The following is an 18,266-nucleotide window of genomic DNA, read 5'->3' as shown; positions in this document are numbered from 1 at the left end:
TGGTGAGACAGCGCTGCGGGAGGGTTTCCCTCCGCAGGCGACTGCGTTAGCAAGAGCGTTAGCGAGCTTGCGAGCGTCACCCGAAGGGTGACTGAGTGAAAAGTCTTTTTGTGTCTAGGTTTGATCGCCTGTTGATGTCTTAACACTACTGGCGACGGCTATATTAATTGGTAATTCGTAATACCCTTCAAGAAGCCGCGCAGAGCGCATCTACGTAATTCGTAATTAAGACATACTTAACAAGCTTGCTACTAGCAGCAACAATCTGTTATTTTACTGCCCAAATAATACATCTTTTCCCAATTTGGCATTATTAGGCTGACGACTATAAATCAAAAAAGTACAAAGTGCATCTTAGAGAATTTTAGCCAGATATAACTCTGTAGAGGAATATACCTTTGAGATGATTCAGCTAGAATTTTTCAGATTAATTTTCATCTTCTCAAAATAAGAGCATCTAGCGAATATGCACTAAAGGCTAAAATTGCGATCGCCCAATGCTGCGATTATCATATGCGCCATAGGTACTACAAATAAACAATAGTTCTCCAAAAAGTGTCTTTCATCACTTAAAAATCGGGAAAACAGAACAAAGATTTTCCTACTCTCATTGTGGACGCAATCTACCGTTGGGTTCTAGCTTCTGTTGGACAACTCAAGTAAATATGAAAAGATTATGAGAATGACGTAAAATATGAAAAAATTATAAAAATGAAAAAAAAATGAAAAAAAATGTGGAAATGTTTTCCGCTTCAGATCCGCCTAGCTTACCTGAAGTCCATCGCAGTATCCCAGTACCGACTCAACGAAATTTCTGGCGCAAGCTTGTAGCTTATGCCGGGCCTGGATACTTGGTAGCGGTGGGCTATATGGACCCTGGAAACTGGGCTACCGATTTGGCAGGAGGTGCTCAATTTGGGTACACTCTTTTAAGTGTAATTTTGCTATCAAACTTGATGGCAGTATTGTTGCAATCACTGTGCGTTCGCTTAGGTGTAGCAACGGGTAAGGATTTAGCACAAGCCTGTCGGGACTATTTCCATCAACGCGTCAGTTTTGTTCTCTGGGTGCTTTGTGAAATTGCGATCGCAGCTTGCGACTTAGCCGAACTTTTAGGGAGTGCGATCGCTCTACAATTATTGTTTGGCATTCCTTTAGCAATTGGTGTATGTCTGACAGCGGTCGATGTCCTGATGGTGCTGCTATTGCAAAACAAAGGGTTTCGCTACATTGAAGCAGTCGTTGTCAGCTTGATTGCGTTGATTTCTTTGTGCTTTGCAGCTGAAATAATTTTTTCTCGGCCTCAAATCGAGAATGTCATGCAGGGCTTTATTCCCAATTCCCAGATAGTCTATAACCCGCAGATGCTCTACATTGCAATTGGCATTTTGGGAGCGACTGTAATGCCCCATAACCTTTACTTGCATTCGTCAATTGTACAAACTCGGCGCTGGCAAGAAAACTCACAGCAAAAGCGGGAAGCCATCCGATTTGGCACACTTGATTCAACCATTGCACTCACGATTGCTCTATTTATTAATGCTGCTATTCTGATTTTGTCCGCAGCTACCTTTTATACTTCTGGAAATCATCACGTAGCCGAACTCCAGGATGCTTACAAACTGCTCTCTCCGACATTGGGTGTGCCATTAGCCAGTACTTTGTTTGCATTTGCGCTGTTGCTATCTGGGCAAAATTCGACGCTAACCGGAACCTTAGCCGGACAAATCGTGATGGAAGGTTTTCTGCGATTGCGTTTGAAGCCATGGTTGCGTCGCCTATTGACTCGTTTTCTGGCAATTGCACCAGCATTAGTAACAATCTTATTGTTTGGGGAAGGCAGCACAACCAATTTGTTGATTCTGAGTCAGGTGATTCTGAGTCTGCAACTGCCTTTTGCAGTCATTCCCCTAGTGATGTTTACAAGCGATCGCCGCATTATGGGTGAGTTTGTTAATCCTCGTTGGCTGAAGGTACTAGCTGGAGGCGTTGCAACCTTGATTGTTGGGCTAAATCTTTGGCTGTTGTGGCAGACGGTTTCAGGTGGTTTTCAGTAAACTAAGCTAATCTAATCTGCCTTTAAGTTGCACAATCCTTTGCCTTAGAAAGACGCGGGGACGCGGAGAAGGGGAGACGCGGAGAGAAGTATGGAATCATCTAAAAATGAGAGCATCTAGCGAATATGCACCAGGGCCTACAACTGCGATCGCAATCAACATGACGCAGTACATAAACGCTTTTTCCCAACTTGGCGGTTCGCCTTGTCCTAAAGGCCCTTGATATTGATCGGCAGGAATTAAGTAAGGATCTTGGGCAACAAACGGCTTACCTCCAGAGATGTGTAGATACGCAGCGAATACCATTGAGCAAAGAATGGGTAAGGTTGCTAAGAGTGTGAGCAATCCAATAATCAGAAAAATTCCACCGCCGATCATGGAAGCAGCAGATAGAAAGCAAAAAAGTACAGGCATTTTTAGAGATTCAGCCCACTGTCGAAGATGCGTTATCTTTGGATACCCGTGTAGTATAAACAACCCGCCAACGCTGACTCTTAACAGTAAAAGTGCCAAGCCTGGGAGTCCGTTAGGATACACACGATCGAGCGAACTTAACAGGTATGGCCCTAGCTGTGGGTAATTAAATGCAGCTAGAAAAAAAGCGATCGCCACACCCAGCGCAAATTTATAAATCATTGCTGTACACCACGGGTTTTGAGGTCGATAGCATATAAGGATTTGCCCGCTGTGATAAACAAGCGATCGCCTGACTTCCCGCCGAAAGTCAGATTAGTGCTTGTCTCTGGCACGAAAATTTTTCCCAAGCGAGTACCGTCAGGGGCATATACCTGCACGCTGTCTTGAGAACTACTAAAAACATTACCATGTTCGTCAACCCGAAATCCGTCAGGTTGTCCTGGCTCAATGACTGCAAAAACGCGACCATTTTTTGCCCATCGACCATCTACAACTTCGTAGACGCGGATATGATGAGGCCCGCCAGGAATATTAAACCCAGCTGTATCTGAAACATATAGTAAGCTTTCGTCTGGACTGAAAGCTAATCCATTAGGACGCACCATGTCCGTGACTACAGGATAAATCTCATTAGTTGCTGGGTCGAAGCGGTAGACGTAACTTCCGGGTTGTTCTTGTTCGCCGCCATAACCTTGGTTTGGCTCGGTGATACCATAGGGCGGATCGGTGAACCAAATTGTGCCGTCACTTTTCACTACCAAGTCATTGGGACTGTTAAGACGTTTGCCTTCGTAGCGATCGACTAAAATCTTCCATTCCCCATCGCCTTCGCGGCGGATAATGGCACGCAAACCAGAGGAACACGCAACCAAACGACCCTGCAAATCGCGGTAATTACCGCTTTGATAATCAGATGGGTCTCGCAATACACTCACGTTGTCGTTAAAACTCCAGCGCAATAGGCGATTACCGTGAGCATCACTCCACACAACACTATCGTCTTCGTGAAAGTAAACAGGGCCTTCGCTATGGACTGCACCGTTTGCTAGCTTCTGGAGTAAAGCCTCTGGAGCTACAATAGCACGCAGGCGATCGTCGTAAATCTCAATGACTTCAGCCATAATAATCTCCTGTTATTTAACTTGGTTACCGATAATAAATAGCAGGTTCAAGCTCATACCAAATTGCTATTAAGGTACACTGGCATTTTTTGTAAAAAACTGGGCGTATAACTTATGACTATATGTTTATTGCTAATTTTTCTCTTTAATTCTTCAAGGAGTTGGTATAAAGATAATTTTATTTAATGAATCTTGATTTACCTCAAACTATAGATATAGATTTTGTGAGTATTTTATTAGTCTTGAATTCCTATGGCTAACAAATAATTTATTTTCTAAATAGAAATAGTTAATAGTTAAAATTATAGTTTTTATAGCATATTATATAAAAAGTTATAGAATAAGTTATCTATCAAGCAAATATTAAGTTGTAGTGGCGTATTAATCCTTAAATGTTGCAATAAATTTTCTTTTGTAGGGAGCATATTACCCGGCGAATAGGACAAAGTAGAAGCCGATATTACAAGAGGTTGCTAATGAACAAAATCAACTGTGTCAGTTTTTTAGAGCGCGTTAACCGTTACTTAAACCACCACTAAATTGATGCTTTACCCCTAATTCTGTACTGTCTCAAACTATTAAATACTTACATAGTCATAAAACAACAGTAATATAGCGGGAGGATATATCCGCCGCTTTTTGGCTTCCCTACTTAATCTTTACTGCAAAAATCACTTTTAAATATTAAATATGCCTGATTTATATGATATACAAACAAAAATGAAATCAAAATGAAATATTAGCCCACCTTTAGTTATAAACAAAAAATAGACCGTTAGAGAGAATCTAAACTTTTAAATATAAATTGATAGTTTTAATTAACAGTAATCAATCTAGTGCCAAAACTTCCTAAAATTAAAGTTAGAGTCTTAGTAGAAACAAGTATTGTCAAAATTTCTTCTATATCCCCAGGCTGAATTTATTATTTTAGAGATATATTATTCATAAATTGATAAAATCAGAGATAATGACACAAAGTAAAGCTTCTCAGCAAAAACTATCTGAATATTTCCTAATAAAATTGCTGGGGATAAAATTACTCATAATTACAGAAAAAAATGGCGTATGGTTGGTCTTCAAGGTAAAGTCGCTGTAGTTACTGAAGCAGGCTAATAGGTTCGAGATAAAGATAATTTGCAACTACCGCATATATGACAAACATTACTGAGCGCTACGACATCATCATTATCGGTACGGGAGCTGGTGGGGGTACACTGGCTCATCGTCTCGCACCCACAGGTAAAAAAATTCTCGTGCTGGAAAGAGGCGACTTTTTGCCAAGAGAAAAAGCTAACTGGAATCCACAGGAAGTTTATCAAAAACATCGCTACCATACAGATGAACAGTGGTATGACAAAGAAGGCAAAGCTTTTAAGCCCCAGACAGGTTACTGGGTTGGCGGTAATACTAAACTCTACGGTGCAGCCTTAATTAGATTTCGGGAGCGAGATTTTGAAAAGGTAATTCACAAAGGAGGAATTTCTCCAGAATGGCCGCTCAAATACTCAGACTTTGAGCCGTATTATACACAGGCAGAAAAACTGTATGACGTGCATGGCAAGCAAGGAGAAGACCCCACCGAACCACCTCGTAGCGAGCAATATCCTCATCCGCCAGTCAGTCACGAGCCGGATATGCAGCAATTGGCTGATGGCATCCGCGAACTAGGTTATTACCCATTCCATTTACCACTGGGGTTAAAGCTGAATGAAAGCGATCGCGCAAATAGTCCTTGCATTCGCTGCGATACTTTTGATGGGTATCCCTGTCTCGTACACGCAAAAGCCGATGCTGATGTCAACGCCATTCGTCCTACTCGCGAAAAGTACGCCAATTTCACCCTCAAGACCAATGCCAAAGTCTTACGTCTGCACACCAGTGAGTCGGGGCGAGAAATTACGAGTGTAGAAACTGAAATTGCCGGAGAGCGGCATTGGTTTTCCAGCGATATTGTGGTTGTTGCCTGTGGTTCTATCAACTCGGCTGTCTTGCTGTTACGTTCTGCTAACGACAAACATCCCAATGGATTGGCAAACAGTTCCGACCAAGTGGGGCGGAATTTCATGAAACAGTTGGAAACCGCGATCGTTTCCATACATTTAGATGTAAATCGCGCCAGCTTTCAAAAAACGATCGCCGTCAACGATTTTTATTGGGGAGAACCAGATTTTCCTTATCCAATGGGGATGGTGCAGAATACAGGCAATGTCTTAGCTGATATGATTCCTGCCGAAGCACCACCACTGATGGCTCCTTTTGTCAAGTTGGTTCCCCACTATGAGCTACATTTGCTTGCCGAGCGTTCGGTAGGTTGGTGGTTGCAAACAGAGGACTTACCAGACCCAAATAATCGCATTCGTGTAGTGGGTGATAACATTCACATTGACTATACGCTGAATAATACCGAAGCAAGCGATCGCTTAATCCACCGCTGGACATCTGTATTAAAGTCAATCCCTAACTCTGCTAAACACGTCCTGCCATTTAGCATTTATCCTCGTACTCATATACCAGAACAAGCAGTAGCCCATCAATGCGGTAGTTGTCGATTCGGTACAGATCCCAAAACTTCAGTCCTCGACCTGAATTGCCGTACCCACGATATTGATAATCTCTATGTGGTAGATAGTAGTTTCTTTCCGTCAAACTCCGGTGCTAACCCGACGCTGACGATTATGGCCAATGCATTGCGAGTTGGCGAGCTGCTTGCAGCAGAGCTTCGCTAACGCATCGCTGAACGAGTGAAATAGATACAAAATGTTACAGAATGCAGCCATCCCCCGAAGCCTCTAGGTTTCTAAAGCGATCGTCAGGTTTTAGGGACTGACATAAATTAAATTATTCCATTTGGAGCGCGAAGACGATGAATAGGCTCTTTCTCCCCCAGCTACCCCAGCCTCCCCAGCTCCACGCCACTTGCTCTATGCCGGGAAACCCGTCCACCGCAGTGGCTCCCCAGCTTTAACAGCGATGGAATAGTTATTTACTTGGAATTCCCTTATGAGAGAGCCACCCAGAGATTCATTGCTTAATTTGCTATTACCGCTGGCACTCATCTTCGGGTTAGTTTTAATCCTGAGTTTGAATGTGGGAGAAGGTAGGGGAGACGCTTTAACAAGTCCTCTGGAGATGTGGCTGAAAGTCATTGTCGGTTATTTGGCAGCAGGGACAGAAATTGCAGCAGCAGTTGTGATTGGCACAGCGGTAATTCGAGGTATTGCTACCTATGGGCGAATATTGTTTGCTCGTTCTAAACAACATTTCGATGCCACAGAAGCAATTCGTCTACAATTGGGGCGAGTACTAGCATTAGGGCTAGAATTCACCGTTGCCAGCGATATCTTGCGGACAGCAGTAGCACCTACTCGCCAAGATATCTTGAATTTAGGAGCAATCGTTCTCTTGCGAACGCTACTAAATTATTTCTTAGAGCGCGAGATTCAGCAGGGGGAACAACGCCGCTTGCCTGAGCCAGAGCTTGATAGGAGTATACGATGAAACCTCACCGTTCCAGCTTAAAACCTTTGGAAGGTGCGAATCGCTCGCTCCGCAGCCGCCTTGATTGGAAGGGTGAATTGGCACTAGCCACTGCTCCGACAGTGGTCGTATTGAGTATGTTAGCTCTAGTTGAGGTACTAACCCGCCAGCGCTTGTTGTTTGCGTCCTTGGCCTCTAGTGCCTTTCTGATTTATCTCGACCCGCAACACGGTACAAACACAGCGCGAACTCTAGTCATTTCTCAAATGATGGCAGCTGCGATCGGTTTTACGACTTACATCGTGCTAGGTTCGGGCTATGTGTCTGGTGGAACCGCAATGCTCATAACAATTGTGCTGATGATTCTGTTAGATGTAATGCATCCTCCAGCAGTCGCTACATCCTTAAGTTTTGCCTTCAAAGCTGGTAATGAAAACAACTTAGTTTTGTTTGGTCTAGCAGTGGGTATCACAGGTCTATTGGTTGTACTAGAACGCTTTGCCCTGTGGCTTCTGGCATACCTAAGCCCGAAGTAGTTTCATGCTTGTCTATTGTCAATACTTACGAGTTCAATAGTTTTAAGGAGAGAATGATGAACGAAGAACACCCTCTTACTAACCCGGAAAATGAAAGCCAAACGACTCCAAATGCTCATCCTATCGCCACAGGATTAGCAGCAGCAGGAGGTAGCGTATTAGGAGCTGCACTCGGTCGCTCAATCGGTGGTAAAGTTGGTGCTGCCATTGGTGGAGTTGCAGGAGCAATTACTGGTAGCGTTGCAGCCAATCAGCTAGCAGAATATGTCGAGGAATTTGCTGAAGAACTCCAGCCCACAATTGGATTGGGATTAGGAGCCGACCACAAACCAATTGAACTACCCCGTCACTATACTTGGGAAGAACTACAAGCGCTATCAAAACCACAGGGTGGAGAGATTCAAGTCATGGAATAGAGCAGGGGGAGATGGGGGAGATGGGGGAGGCGAGAAGAATACTAGAATGTCTTGGATGGAGAAATTGAGTACAGTTCTTTTTGGAGTTGCCAGAACAATCTGATGTTATACCAATTTGAAAAAAGAATCTGAATAGATGCAAGCCTGGAAACCCAAATTGAGTCTAACTTTCTTAATTACGAATTACGTAGACGCGCTCTGCGCGGCTTCCCGAAGGGTATTACGAATTACGAATTAGTATTATTTCATACCTTGTTGTTTAAACATTTCCATTAATTTCCGCTTGCGGGCGTGGCTTTGTACTAGTTGTGTCCGATAACTTAACCAGTCTGCTTTTTTCCCAGATGCCAAATAAGCAGCACGTACTTTTTTTAACCACTCAACAGCATAATCATAGTGTTCTGCTTTACCCCGATCCATAATTTTTTCGGCACGGTGACGGGCATTGACAATCACCCAATCAGGATTGTGAGGGATAGCAGCATTCATCACTCGGTGTATTAATTCAGAATAATAGGAACTCAGTTCGGTAACGATCGCGATCGCTTCATCAATTAATCCCTCATGCAAAAAAATATCTACCTTCGCTGCTACTGTTTCCCAACCTTCCAAGGTACGGATGATTTTCAGTAAGTCAATTTTGACACTTTCCCAGTTTTTCCCAGCTAGTTCTGCTATCTTTTGGTAATCAAAAAATGAAGGCTTAACTTGAAAAGCAGCTTTGGTAGCTGATAAAGCAGCTTCACGATTACCCAACTCCAAGGCTAGATCGCTTGTCCAAATTCCCAATTCATACTGACAATTTCCTGGCAACTTTAATCCACTCAGGGCTATGTCTAAAGCTTGCTGCAATGAGCCTTGCTCGGCAAGTGTTTTCGCTAGGGCAAAGGCTTCTTCGATTGAGTTCATCTCGGTTTGAGCAGCCTCAATAGCTTCTTCTACCCTGCCTAACCTACCCAGCATTGTCAGATATTGTTGAGTTTGTCCTTCGGCTGAGGCTAAGTACAAGTATTCTTCGTAACGTTCTTGACGTTCGAGGATTTTCAGGCGAATTAAAGCTAAATCATCGGCGTAATCTGGTACTTCTGCTTCCCAAACTCCTCTTTCGGTGATATTTCCTTCTAAAACACTCACCAATGCTGGTTCATCCCAGCCTTGGTGCAAAGCCTCTAAACTCATGTTAAAATCAGCATTCCATTCATCTTGCCATGCTTCTAAATTCACCTGGATATCAACTTTTTCTTCTGGGGTAAGTTCAACACTGAGAATGGCTTCACACCAAGCATGATTTAATTCCTTAACAGTTTCATCGTTGTCACCACCATATTCTGCAACATCCTCCCAATTATCTACACAGGCAGAAGTTATCGCTGACAAAATAGCGATCGCACTATAACCGTCTCCCCGTTCGCAAAAATCTCTAGCTGTTTGGATGACGCTGGGCAATTCTTCACTAATCGGATCGTCCTCGTAGCCATCTTCCCAGTAGCGCACTGCATCTCGAAGAATTTGGCGTACTTGCTGTCCATAGGGCTTGGTATTAATACTATTCAAGCGTATAGGTTTGTGATGTTGCTTGGAAGCAGGAGCGCCCGTCCAACTGATATGGCGATCTATCGCCTCAATCAACTGTGGGTATCGGGCTACTAACTCTTGTACCAGCCTTTGGGTTTGCAGGCGATCGAGTGAATCGAGTAGTTGTTCTAGGGTGGGGCGTTGCTCAATAATTTCTGGCTGACGCACGCAGACGAGGATCGTCGCTACGATGTGTTTGCACCAACCATCAAAGTTGTAAGCACAGGTACAATTTGCTGAAGTTACACTTTGCTCGTCAAAACTCAGGCTGACGCGATAAGGTTTAGCTTCACCACCTTCAACTTCTGCTTGCAGCTGGTAACTTCGTTGAGTAACGGCAGTGACAGCACCTGCCTCATAATAAGCCTCACCCCGTTGGAAAGATTTGGTGTTGGTATTACGACGGATGGTGAATTCACTGATTTTGGGAATAGACATCGAGCGATCGCCTGTGAAAATCTTATACGTGAATGAATTTTATATCTAGCTTAGGTATTAAGATAATCTGTTGTTAGGTAACTCAAAGTAACAGAAAATCTTTCATCTAGTAGTATTGGTATTTTATGTCACTAATTACTTAATTTTTAGCTCAATATATTTTGGCATCAGAGGAGAAAATTGTCCCAACTAACATGACATTCTTCAAGAAATAAAAGGATTATCTGCAACCTGACCTGTATATCATACTTTGTCAGCAAATTTATAGGCGTAGTATTAAATAAGATAAGTACATATTTTTTACTATAATAATACTCAAAACATAAATCTCTTCACCTGCTAACGTAAATCATAATTTGACTTAGCAACTCTTAAATGATGAAGGGGTTGCATTGATTGCTTGTCAAGTTGAGAATAAATATGCGAAGCACACGGGGAAACTAACGTGAGTCATGAATTTGATTACGATTTAGTGATTATAGGCGCTGGTGTAGGCGGACATGGCGCAGCCTTACACGCTGTCAGCTGCGGTTTGAAAACAGCAATTATTGAAGCCGCTGATATGGGAGGAACCTGTGTCAATCGGGGCTGCATTCCTTCTAAGGCGCTGTTAGCAGCCGCTGGACGTGTGCGGGAGTTACGCAATGCCCACCACCTGAAGTCGCTGGGAATTCAAATCGGTAGCGTAGATTTCGATCGGCAAGCGATCGCCAATCACGCTGGCAATCTCGTCTCGAAAATCCAAGGCGACTTAACCAACAGCCTCAAACGGCTAGGAGTTGATATCATTCGGGGTTGGGGGAAAATAGCTGGAACGCAAAAAGTCACCGTGACTAGCGATGGCGGTGAAAAAACCATCACAGCCAAAGATATTATCCTTTCCCCTGGTTCAGTCCCCTTCGTGCCTCCAGGCATTGAAGTAGACGGCAAAACTGTCTTTACCAGCGACCAAGGCGTGAAATTGGAATCTCTCCCGGAATGGGTGGCGATTATTGGTAGCGGTTACATCGGCTTAGAATTTTCTGATGTTTACTCAGCTTTAGGGTGCGAAATCACCATGATTGAAGCCCTAGACCAGTTAATGCCAGGATTTGACCGCGATATTGCCAAACTCGCCGAACGGGTGCTGATTACTCCCCGCGACATTGAAACCAAAGTGGGGATTTATGCCAAAAAAGTCATTCCTGGTTCTCCGGTAGTCATTGAGTTGGCAGATTTCAAAACCAAAGAAGATTTAGATGTCATCGAAGTGGATGCTTGTTTAGTTGCCACAGGACGCATTCCCGCAACCCAAAACCTCGGTTTAGAGTCTATTGGTGTAGAACTAGATCGGCGGAATTTTATCCCCGTCGATGACCGCATGGCGGTGCTAAGTGCGGGTGAAGTCGTACCGCATTTGTGGGCAATTGGCGATGCCAACGGCAAAATGATGCTGGCACACGCCGCTTCTGCCCAAGGCATCGTCGCTGTCGAAAATATCGTCGGGCGATCGCGCATAGTAGACTATCGCAGCATCCCCGCAGCCGCATTTACCCACCCAGAAGTTAGCTATGTCGGGATGACAGAAACCGCCGCTAAGGAATTGGGTGAAGCTGAAGGCTTTGAGGTCGGCATCAGTAAAAGTTACTTCAAAGGCAATTCCAAAGCCTTAGCAGAAAACGAAGCCGACGGCATAGCAAAGGTTGTGTATCGCAAAGACACAGGTGAAGTCTTGGGCGTTCACATTTTCGGATTGCACGCCTCAGACTTGATTCACGAAGCCTCAGCGGCAATTGCCAACCGTCAATCTGTGAACACCCTCGCTCATTTAGTTCACGCTCACCCCACACTATCAGAAGTGCTGGACGAAGCCTACAAACGAGCGATCGTTTCTTAGTTAGTTGTCAATTGTCAGTTGTTAGTTGTTCTTTGTTTACTGACCACTGACTACTGACTACTGACCACTGACCATTGTAAAGACGCGATTAATCGCGTCTCTACTGACTACTGACCACTGACTACTGACCAAATTATGCAAATCCGCCGCCGTTCGCCAAGCCCCGCTATTAATGTATCCGTATTGCGCTACCAAGTTGCTGTGCCAGATGCAGATCCAAATAATATCTTGGAAGAAATAGTTTGGCATAAAGAAATCGAAGTAGACCAAATGCGGGAAAAAACACCTTTGGTGGAATTGCAAAAACAAGCACTCACAGCACCCCCAACCCGTGATTTTGTTGCAGCATTACAGCAAGGTAAGACAAATCCCGCGTTAATTGCAGAAGTTAAAAAAGCTTCTCCTAGCAAAGGTATTTTACGAGAAGATTTTGACCCGGTAGCGATCGCCTTATCATACGAACAAGGCGGTGCAAGTTGTCTTTCTGTATTGACTGATGTCAAGTTCTTTCAAGGCAGCTTTGACAATTTAACCAAGGTTCGCGCTGCCGTAGATTTACCATTATTGTGCAAGGATTTTGTTATATATCCTTACCAAATGTACTTAGCTCGCGTTCGAGGTGCAGATGCTGTTTTATTAATTGCAGCTATTCTTAGCGATCGAGATTTACAGTACTTTATTAAAATTGCCAATGCCCTTCAGATGGCAGCTTTAATTGAAGTCCACAGTCTAGAAGAACTTGACCGCGTACTAACATTAGATGGTGTATCTTTAGTAGGAATTAATAATCGCAATTTAGAAGATTTTACTGTTGACTTACAAACTACTAGTCAACTGGTAGCAGCCAGAAAAGAGCAATTACAGGAACGGAAAATACTGATTGTCAGCGAATCGGGATTACATAATTCAAATGATTTGAGTGTAGTAAAAAAAGCAGGTGTATCCGCAGTTTTGATTGGAGAGTCTTTAGTGAAACAACCAAATCCAGAATTAGCGATCGCTAATCTCTTTTCTAAATCTTCATCTGCATCTACATCAAGTCAATAACCAAATATTTGTTTATTATGTAACAATTCATTAGCAAGAGACAAAATATCTTGACTACAAAATCCAACATGTGAAATCTCAAATGAACTACATGGAGCAAATTCCTCTTCCTTCACCTGTCCACTACGAACTTCTACTGCAACTCTTAGAAAGACAAACTATGTCAGCAGTCAGTCAAAACCCTGATTTGCGCCGTCAGGTAAATCAACTAATTATTACCCTCAGGAAAGCAGCAGTGCAACAAAAACAACTAGAAGAAATTTGCCAGTTTTCTTCTGTAGGAGTAGATCATCGTTGGTCAATCAACCATCATAACGCCGAGAAAGTTGTCACTTCTGATTGAAACAAAACAAAGTTAAAATTTCAAATTCAAAAAATCTTTTTTATCATAGCCATACAGATGTTAACAATTAATTGATTATTTTTGTCCAACTTTTATTAGTTGGATAAGTTTTCTGCAATCGTCTGAGGAGTTCTAGATAAAAATAGCTAATCGCTGAAATTACCAAAATTAAAAGAGCGAGTTAATTATTTAACTCGCTCTTTTAATTTGTATTTAAATGAGTAGAAATGGTAAGAGACAATTTTCCGATCTATCAGCCTTAATATAAGGCATGGATGTGACATAATTTAATTCTCCTGCACGAGCTACTCATACCTAGGCTGTCTCTAGCCAATCGTAGATTTGTTCTAGCTGTTCTAAGGTAATCAACCCGTACTGCCAAAGGATCATTGGTAAAGGGCCGGGATCTTGCTCGCGGTGACGCAGAGCGACCGCCAGCGATGCTGCGGAAATTGATAAATCTTCTTGCAAAAAATGAATCAGTCGAGAATACGTTGATGGTGACATTTGTAACTCACCTCCTTGCCAGTTTTGTATTGTCATATATGGATTTACCATTACTCAGTAACCCGCAGCTAATATTTCATTTGTGACTAAACAATGACCGGATAAACACCCCTACAGTTTTGCCTAATATTCTTCAAAAAGGTGGTTTTATCTAAAAAATAGGAGATATCGGCCCCAGTCCTGCTTATTTGCTCAGTTCTTTAGCTGCAAGTTAGTCAGGTCAAGTTTGTTTTACCTTTGTTACTTTAGTGTTTTATTTAATTACACATACAGTAATAAAGATTCCATAGCCTATACTCTCCTATGAGCGACTATTTATACGTACACCAAAAGGAGGATCTTTATAGCTAAACCTTTGACATGTGATTTTACATTAGAAATAGGACTATTTCCTATTTTTGACATGATACTAAATAGTAGCCTCACAATTTAGCGTTTTACATGTACTTGATGCTTTTTTTACAGAAAAATCATGAAGTGAGATTTTACCAATTCGTACAGGAGAAGGCATTCCAATATTTATCTCCGCAAAGCTCCAGATACTTGAAATTCAATTTTGACGCGATCGCCTTTTTTCAACTTTAATTCTTTAGCTCGTCCAGAACGCAGTTCAATCACCGTGTCGATAGCAACATTAGGCCCATAGGTAGGACAAGGCTCACTAGCGCAACCAGGTGCAGAAGCTTCAATATACTTCACCACTCCATTTTGTAAAAATACCATATCCAAAGGAACGGGCACATTTTTCATCCAAAACCTGACTGGTTGTGCAGAAGGAAACTGAAATAGCATCCCCCGATTATCTGGTAAAGCTGGTCGATACATCAACCCTTTTTCTTGCTGTTCTTGAGTCTTGGCTACTTCTAACTGAATCGTCGTCCCATTAGGCACAATTGCCTTAGCGGAAATTGGTAGTGTTTGCCCGACAGGTGCTTGTGCTTGCACTGTAGTGTTTGGAGTTGCCGTAGGAGATTTAGCATTTGTCTGTATAGAACAGCCCATTAGAAAAATACCCAATAGCATTGGTGCTATAGTTAGCCAACGTATCATACAATTTTCGATTTTGTAATTTAGATTTCGATTTTACAGAATTTGAGCCAGAAAGCCCACGGTTTTTAGTTGTTTTATTTGGGGCTGGGGATTGAGGAACACAAATTGAGACACCTAGCAGAAACTTTGCGAATAATCTGCCTGGATCAAACTTTGTACTATGTGTCTTAATTACGAATTACGTAGACGCGCTCTGCGCGGCTTCCCGAAGGGTATTACGAATTAATATTTAGGATTCTCTCAACACGTACCCTACGCCTCTAACTGTTTGAATTAACCGCTTTTGACCTTCATCTTCGATTTTTAAGCGTAGGTAGCGAATATAGACTTCAATCACATTCGACTCGCCCATAAAGTCGTAACCCCAGACGTTCTCTAGGATTTGTTCGCGGGTTAAAACTTCGCGGGGATGTTCCATTAAAAACTTTAATAGTTCAAATTCCTTCATTGTTAAATCAATTACCCGACCGTTGTGTATGGCACGGCGGGTTGCTATGTCTAAAACGAGTTCGCCAAAGCGTAACTGCTCTGTTGTGTCGACATCAGGTTTTAAATAAAGGCGAATTAACTTTAAAAAGTCTTCTGGGCGGTAAGGCTTGAGGATGTAGTCATCAGCCCCAGCTTCTAAACATGCTACGCGATCGTCAACTGTATCTCTTGCCATTAATACCAGCACAGGCGATCGCGTACCAGCACTTCTCAGATTTTTGCATAAAGAAAGCCCTGATTCGCCTGCGAGCATTCGGTCTAAAACAATTAAAGCAGGTTGGCGATCGCGGCAATATTGCAAACCGCTTGTCGCGTCGTGAGCTAAAATCGCTTCGTAGCCAGCTTCTTGCAAATCAAAAGAAAGCTGATTTGCCAGACTATCATCGGTTTCAATCACCAAAACACAGGGATTATGAGCAACTGTCATAACAATATTAAAATGTTGGATTTTGGAGCCAGTTCGTTCTAGTCGCGCAACTGGCGCGATTATACAGACTTTCGAGAGAAAATCTGTACATCAGCTAGAAGTTTAATTGCAGGTTTTATGCAATGGATTAATCCTGAGTCGAAATGTTGCCTAGGATTTTTTGGTAGATTCAGGTATAACCTATTCAGTTCCCCAATGCAATTTTAGTCACTAATTCCAAATACCATTTTTACAGTAGTAATTCTGGAAAAAAGTCAACAGCCTAGACTCATAATCACTGAACTAAGGTAATTCTACCGAAGTGGGTTTGGCTATATGCGGCAGACCCCAACCGAGTTTTTCTCGCAAAATGCGGAAAAATTCTGGCGGTTGTAGCCGAATAAAGCGAACACTGTATTGCGATCGCTCTAAATATACCCGATCCTCTGGAAAAACATAGCACCCTCCATTTCCATCTACCACCATCACCAAGCGAGGGATATTGACTGGGTAGATAGTCACTGGTTCTGTATCTGGAAATACTAACGCCCTAGAAGCTAAGGAATGGGGACAAATGGGTACTAACTGCAATACAGGTACGCCAGGAGTCACGACTGGGCCGCCAGCACTTAGGGAATAAGCTGTAGAACCAGTTGGTGTAGAAACGATTACACCATCTGCGGCAATATCTACTGGTGCATGTCGCCCCACTGCAATTTCAAAATGGCACATAGAGGTCAAGGGTTCTCTATGTAACACCATTTCATTCAAGCAAAGGGCCTCCCACAGTACAGACTCTTCACGCAGTACCTTAACTGTGAGCATCGCTCGTTCTTCAATTTCATACTTACCTGCCATTACCTGTTCCATTGCTTGGGGCAGTTGGTTTAGGTAAGCTTCCGTCAAAAATCCCATATGTCCGGTATTCACTGTCAGCAGTGGGATGCCGCAAGGAGCAACCTGGCGCGACGCTGCTAAAACAGTGCCATCTCCCCCTAGAACTACTGCAAACTCCATTTCTGAGTCAAAGCCAGGGGGCGTTAGACCGTCAATTGGAGTGTGGCACACAGGGCTTTCTGGGGTAGAGTAGCCCAATATGCCACCGATACTCGATGTAATAGATACATTCCAACCGGCTGCGGTTAGCTTGTCTTTCAGCTCGATAGCAACGCGACTCGCTATCGGTTTTACGTCATTGTAGATAATGCCTGCTTTCGGCACACTTAAATATCCAAGTTTTGGCGATGCTCTGTCTTATGTAATCGTTACATATTTTGGTCAATATTGTTAACTGTCAGTTGTTTTGTTATTAGTTGCCACTGACCACTGACCACTGACTATTGACTATTGACTTTTTTAAAAGGAGTCTTTTTATTTTTCTCCTTTTTGGTTTGATTTTTCTCGTAGTCTAGCTCTTTGAGCTTTTTCATAATTCGACTGAAGTACTCTTGCAGATAGCTTTCGAGAGTGGTGGTTTGTTGTTGGTCTACTCCAAAGACTTTGTATACTTCATCCATTGGAGCATTTAAAGGTTTACCACTTGCTAAGACTTCGGTAAACTCCAGTCTGTCTGCTACGTTCCATCCCCACTGAAAGAAGCGAATAATGCGGCGCACAAAACGCAGTAGGTTGATTGGCATCCGCGTTACTCTAGCTTCTTTGCCAGATAAGCGTTCGCAAAGACTAATGATTTCTTCTGCACTCCAAGCGCGAGTACCTACAACTGGGAAAGCTTGTTTTTCCGTTTCTGGCACGTTCAAAGCACGGATAGCAAACTTAGCAATATCCTGAGTATCCATGTAGGCAATAGGCGAAGAATTACCAGTTACCCAAACTGGTTGTGCTTCCAAAATGGGAATTCCATATTGACCGATTAACCCTTGCATGAAACCAGCCAACCGTAAGATGGTGTAATTTAGACCGGACTCAGCTAAAAAAAGTTCTGTACATCGCTTAATTTCCATCAGCGGTACTTCTGGATACTTCTCGGCATCAAGAATAGAAAAGAAGATAAAACGCTCTACACCCGCAGCTTTTGCCGCTTGGATTAAGGCTACTTGACCATCCCAGTCCACCTGTTTAATAGTCAGAGAATCTGTAGCACGAGACGTTGCAGCATCAATAACAGCGGTTACACCTTCCAGCGCTTCCGTAAGACTTTGGGGATTACATAAATCTCCCCGTACTAATTCTGCACCCCATTCTTTGAGAAAAGCAGCTTTTTTGGCGCTCCGCACAAGACAACGTACTTTATACCCCTCATCGATAGCGCGACGAGCCACTTGTCTTCCTAAGGTGCCAGTAGCACCAACGATTAATAATGTCATGAAGGTCGTAATATTTTTTTAACTTTTATAAAAAGAATCTTAACAGAATTATTTCTAGTAACAAAAGGTTACATTTTTTTTAAGAAACTGAATTAATACAGAGATACTAGCAGGAAAAGCGTAGTCCGTTTTCCGGACACGCTATTTTTCTGGAGAGGAAAGCCTCTCCTTTGTTGAAACACCT

16 protein-coding genes are annotated in these 18,266 nt (G+C 42.9%); 8 read left to right on the top strand and 8 right to left on the bottom strand.

Annotated elements, in window-relative coordinates; translation table 11 throughout:
- Positions 1 to 722: 722 nt before the first annotated feature.
- Entirely contained in the window at positions 723 to 2,057 is a 1,335-nt protein-coding gene (locus I8752_RS01345; protein ID WP_225895385.1) for an Nramp family divalent metal transporter, read from the top strand.
- Between the two features lie 96 nt (positions 2,058 to 2,153).
- Here the strand turns inward: I8752_RS01345 and I8752_RS01340 are convergent, their stop codons facing one another.
- Positions 2,154 to 2,693 (bottom strand): DoxX family protein, encoded by a 540-nt coding sequence (locus I8752_RS01340; protein ID WP_214430526.1) that lies wholly within the window; start codon positions 2,691 to 2,693, stop codon positions 2,154 to 2,156.
- Positions 2,690 to 3,595 carry an SMP-30/gluconolactonase/LRE family protein gene (locus tag I8752_RS01335; RefSeq protein WP_214430525.1) on the bottom strand — a complete coding sequence of 302 codons (906 nt, stop codon included), beginning with the start codon at positions 3,593 to 3,595 and terminating at the stop codon, positions 2,690 to 2,692. Before I8752_RS01335 ends, I8752_RS01340 begins: the two co-directional genes overlap by 4 nt.
- Before the next feature lie 1,151 nt (positions 3,596 to 4,746).
- Between I8752_RS01335 and I8752_RS01330 the strand changes: the two genes are divergently transcribed.
- The 4 genes from I8752_RS01330 to I8752_RS01315 all read left to right on the top strand — a co-directional run bounded on the left by I8752_RS01330 (position 4,747) and on the right by I8752_RS01315 (position 8,024).
- Positions 4,747 to 6,321 carry a GMC oxidoreductase gene (locus I8752_RS01330; RefSeq protein ID WP_214430524.1) on the top strand — a complete coding sequence of 525 codons (1,575 nt, stop codon included), beginning with the start codon at positions 4,747 to 4,749 and terminating at the stop codon, positions 6,319 to 6,321.
- 274 nt (positions 6,322 to 6,595) lie between these two features.
- Complete coding sequence (locus I8752_RS01325) at positions 6,596 to 7,093, top strand: DUF1622 domain-containing protein (RefSeq protein WP_214430523.1); 498 nt, start codon at positions 6,596 to 6,598, stop codon at positions 7,091 to 7,093.
- Positions 7,090 to 7,608 carry an HPP family protein gene (locus I8752_RS01320; protein ID WP_214430522.1) on the top strand — a complete coding sequence of 173 codons (519 nt, stop codon included), beginning with the start codon at positions 7,090 to 7,092 and terminating at the stop codon, positions 7,606 to 7,608. Before I8752_RS01325 ends, I8752_RS01320 begins: the two co-directional genes overlap by 4 nt.
- Before the next feature lie 53 nt (positions 7,609 to 7,661).
- The gene (locus tag I8752_RS01315) at positions 7,662 to 8,024 is read left to right on the top strand and encodes a glycine zipper domain-containing protein (protein ID WP_225895384.1); all 363 of its coding nucleotides are present in this window, start codon (positions 7,662 to 7,664) and stop codon (positions 8,022 to 8,024) included.
- 240 nt (positions 8,025 to 8,264) lie between these two features.
- On the opposite strand, the gene I8752_RS01310 is transcribed toward I8752_RS01315, so the two are convergent.
- A complete protein-coding gene (locus I8752_RS01310; protein WP_214430521.1) occupies positions 8,265 to 10,037 on the bottom strand; it encodes an SWIM zinc finger family protein in 1,773 nt (590 codons plus the stop codon).
- A 445-nt stretch (positions 10,038 to 10,482) separates the two neighbouring features.
- Here I8752_RS01310 and lpdA point away from each other — a divergent pair, with 445 nt between their 5' ends.
- From lpdA to I8752_RS01295, 3 genes are all read left to right on the top strand, one after another.
- The gene (lpdA, locus tag I8752_RS01305) at positions 10,483 to 11,913 is read left to right on the top strand and encodes a dihydrolipoyl dehydrogenase (RefSeq protein ID WP_214430520.1); all 1,431 of its coding nucleotides are present in this window, start codon (positions 10,483 to 10,485) and stop codon (positions 11,911 to 11,913) included.
- A 135-nt stretch (positions 11,914 to 12,048) separates the two neighbouring features.
- Positions 12,049 to 12,960, top strand: a complete 912-nt coding sequence (trpC, locus tag I8752_RS01300) for an indole-3-glycerol phosphate synthase TrpC (RefSeq protein WP_214430519.1) — start codon at positions 12,049 to 12,051, stop codon at positions 12,958 to 12,960.
- A 91-nt stretch (positions 12,961 to 13,051) separates the two neighbouring features.
- Positions 13,052 to 13,303: a DUF5340 domain-containing protein gene (locus I8752_RS01295; protein ID WP_214430562.1), complete on the top strand. Its 252-nt coding sequence runs from the start codon at positions 13,052 to 13,054 to the stop codon at positions 13,301 to 13,303.
- A gap of 315 nt (positions 13,304 to 13,618) precedes the next feature.
- On the opposite strand, the gene I8752_RS01290 is transcribed toward I8752_RS01295, so the two are convergent.
- The 5 genes from I8752_RS01290 to I8752_RS01270 form a co-directional block, all read right to left on the bottom strand.
- Positions 13,619 to 13,846: a DUF2949 domain-containing protein gene (locus tag I8752_RS01290; RefSeq protein WP_214430518.1), complete on the bottom strand. Its 228-nt coding sequence runs from the start codon at positions 13,844 to 13,846 to the stop codon at positions 13,619 to 13,621.
- A 483-nt stretch (positions 13,847 to 14,329) separates the two neighbouring features.
- Positions 14,330 to 14,860, bottom strand: a complete 531-nt coding sequence (locus I8752_RS01285) for a DUF192 domain-containing protein (RefSeq protein WP_214430517.1) — start codon at positions 14,858 to 14,860, stop codon at positions 14,330 to 14,332.
- A gap of 229 nt (positions 14,861 to 15,089) precedes the next feature.
- Positions 15,090 to 15,776, bottom strand: a complete 687-nt coding sequence (nblR, locus tag I8752_RS01280) for a response regulator transcription factor NblR (RefSeq protein ID WP_214430516.1) — start codon at positions 15,774 to 15,776, stop codon at positions 15,090 to 15,092.
- A 282-nt stretch (positions 15,777 to 16,058) separates the two neighbouring features.
- Positions 16,059 to 16,976 carry an NAD(+) kinase gene (locus I8752_RS01275; RefSeq protein ID WP_214430515.1) on the bottom strand — a complete coding sequence of 306 codons (918 nt, stop codon included), beginning with the start codon at positions 16,974 to 16,976 and terminating at the stop codon, positions 16,059 to 16,061.
- 116 nt (positions 16,977 to 17,092) lie between these two features.
- Complete coding sequence (locus I8752_RS01270) at positions 17,093 to 18,082, bottom strand: SDR family oxidoreductase (protein WP_214430514.1); 990 nt, start codon at positions 18,080 to 18,082, stop codon at positions 17,093 to 17,095.
- Between the last annotated feature and the right edge of the window lie 184 nt (positions 18,083 to 18,266).

Origin of the sequence: Dendronalium phyllosphericum CENA369 (assembly GCF_016056275.1) — a bacterium.
GTDB lineage: Bacteria > Cyanobacteriota > Cyanobacteriia > Cyanobacteriales > Nostocaceae > Dendronalium > Dendronalium phyllosphericum.
The sequence above is the reverse complement of the archived record's forward strand: the minus strand, read 5'-3'. Positions and strand labels throughout refer to the sequence as shown.

Bases quoted from the DNA above. Each gene is read 5' to 3' on its own strand.
- I8752_RS01290 (WP_214430518.1), bottom strand. From the start codon at position 13,846: ATGACAATACAAAACTGGCAAGGAGGTGAGTTACAAATGTCACCATCA.
- I8752_RS01320 (WP_214430522.1), top strand. From the start codon at position 7,090: ATGAAACCTCACCGTTCCAGCTTAAAACCTTTGGAAGGTGCGAATCGC.
- I8752_RS01270 (WP_214430514.1), bottom strand. From the start codon at position 18,082: ATGACATTATTAATCGTTGGTGCTACTGGCACCTTAGGAAGACAAGTG.
- I8752_RS01335 (WP_214430525.1), bottom strand. From the start codon at position 3,595: ATGGCTGAAGTCATTGAGATTTACGACGATCGCCTGCGTGCTATTGTA.
- I8752_RS01295 (WP_214430562.1), top strand. From the start codon at position 13,052: ATGGAGCAAATTCCTCTTCCTTCACCTGTCCACTACGAACTTCTACTG.
- I8752_RS01330 (WP_214430524.1), top strand. From the start codon at position 4,747: ATGACAAACATTACTGAGCGCTACGACATCATCATTATCGGTACGGGA.
- I8752_RS01340 (WP_214430526.1), bottom strand. From the start codon at position 2,693: ATGATTTATAAATTTGCGCTGGGTGTGGCGATCGCTTTTTTTCTAGCT.
- nblR (WP_214430516.1), bottom strand. From the start codon at position 15,776: ATGACAGTTGCTCATAATCCCTGTGTTTTGGTGATTGAAACCGATGAT.
- I8752_RS01310 (WP_214430521.1), bottom strand. From the start codon at position 10,037: ATGTCTATTCCCAAAATCAGTGAATTCACCATCCGTCGTAATACCAAC.
- I8752_RS01345 (WP_225895385.1), top strand. From the start codon at position 723: ATGAAAAAAAATGTGGAAATGTTTTCCGCTTCAGATCCGCCTAGCTTA.
- trpC (WP_214430519.1), top strand. From the start codon at position 12,049: ATGCAAATCCGCCGCCGTTCGCCAAGCCCCGCTATTAATGTATCCGTA.
- I8752_RS01315 (WP_225895384.1), top strand. From the start codon at position 7,662: ATGATGAACGAAGAACACCCTCTTACTAACCCGGAAAATGAAAGCCAA.
- I8752_RS01325 (WP_214430523.1), top strand. From the start codon at position 6,596: ATGAGAGAGCCACCCAGAGATTCATTGCTTAATTTGCTATTACCGCTG.
- I8752_RS01285 (WP_214430517.1), bottom strand. From the start codon at position 14,860: ATGATACGTTGGCTAACTATAGCACCAATGCTATTGGGTATTTTTCTA.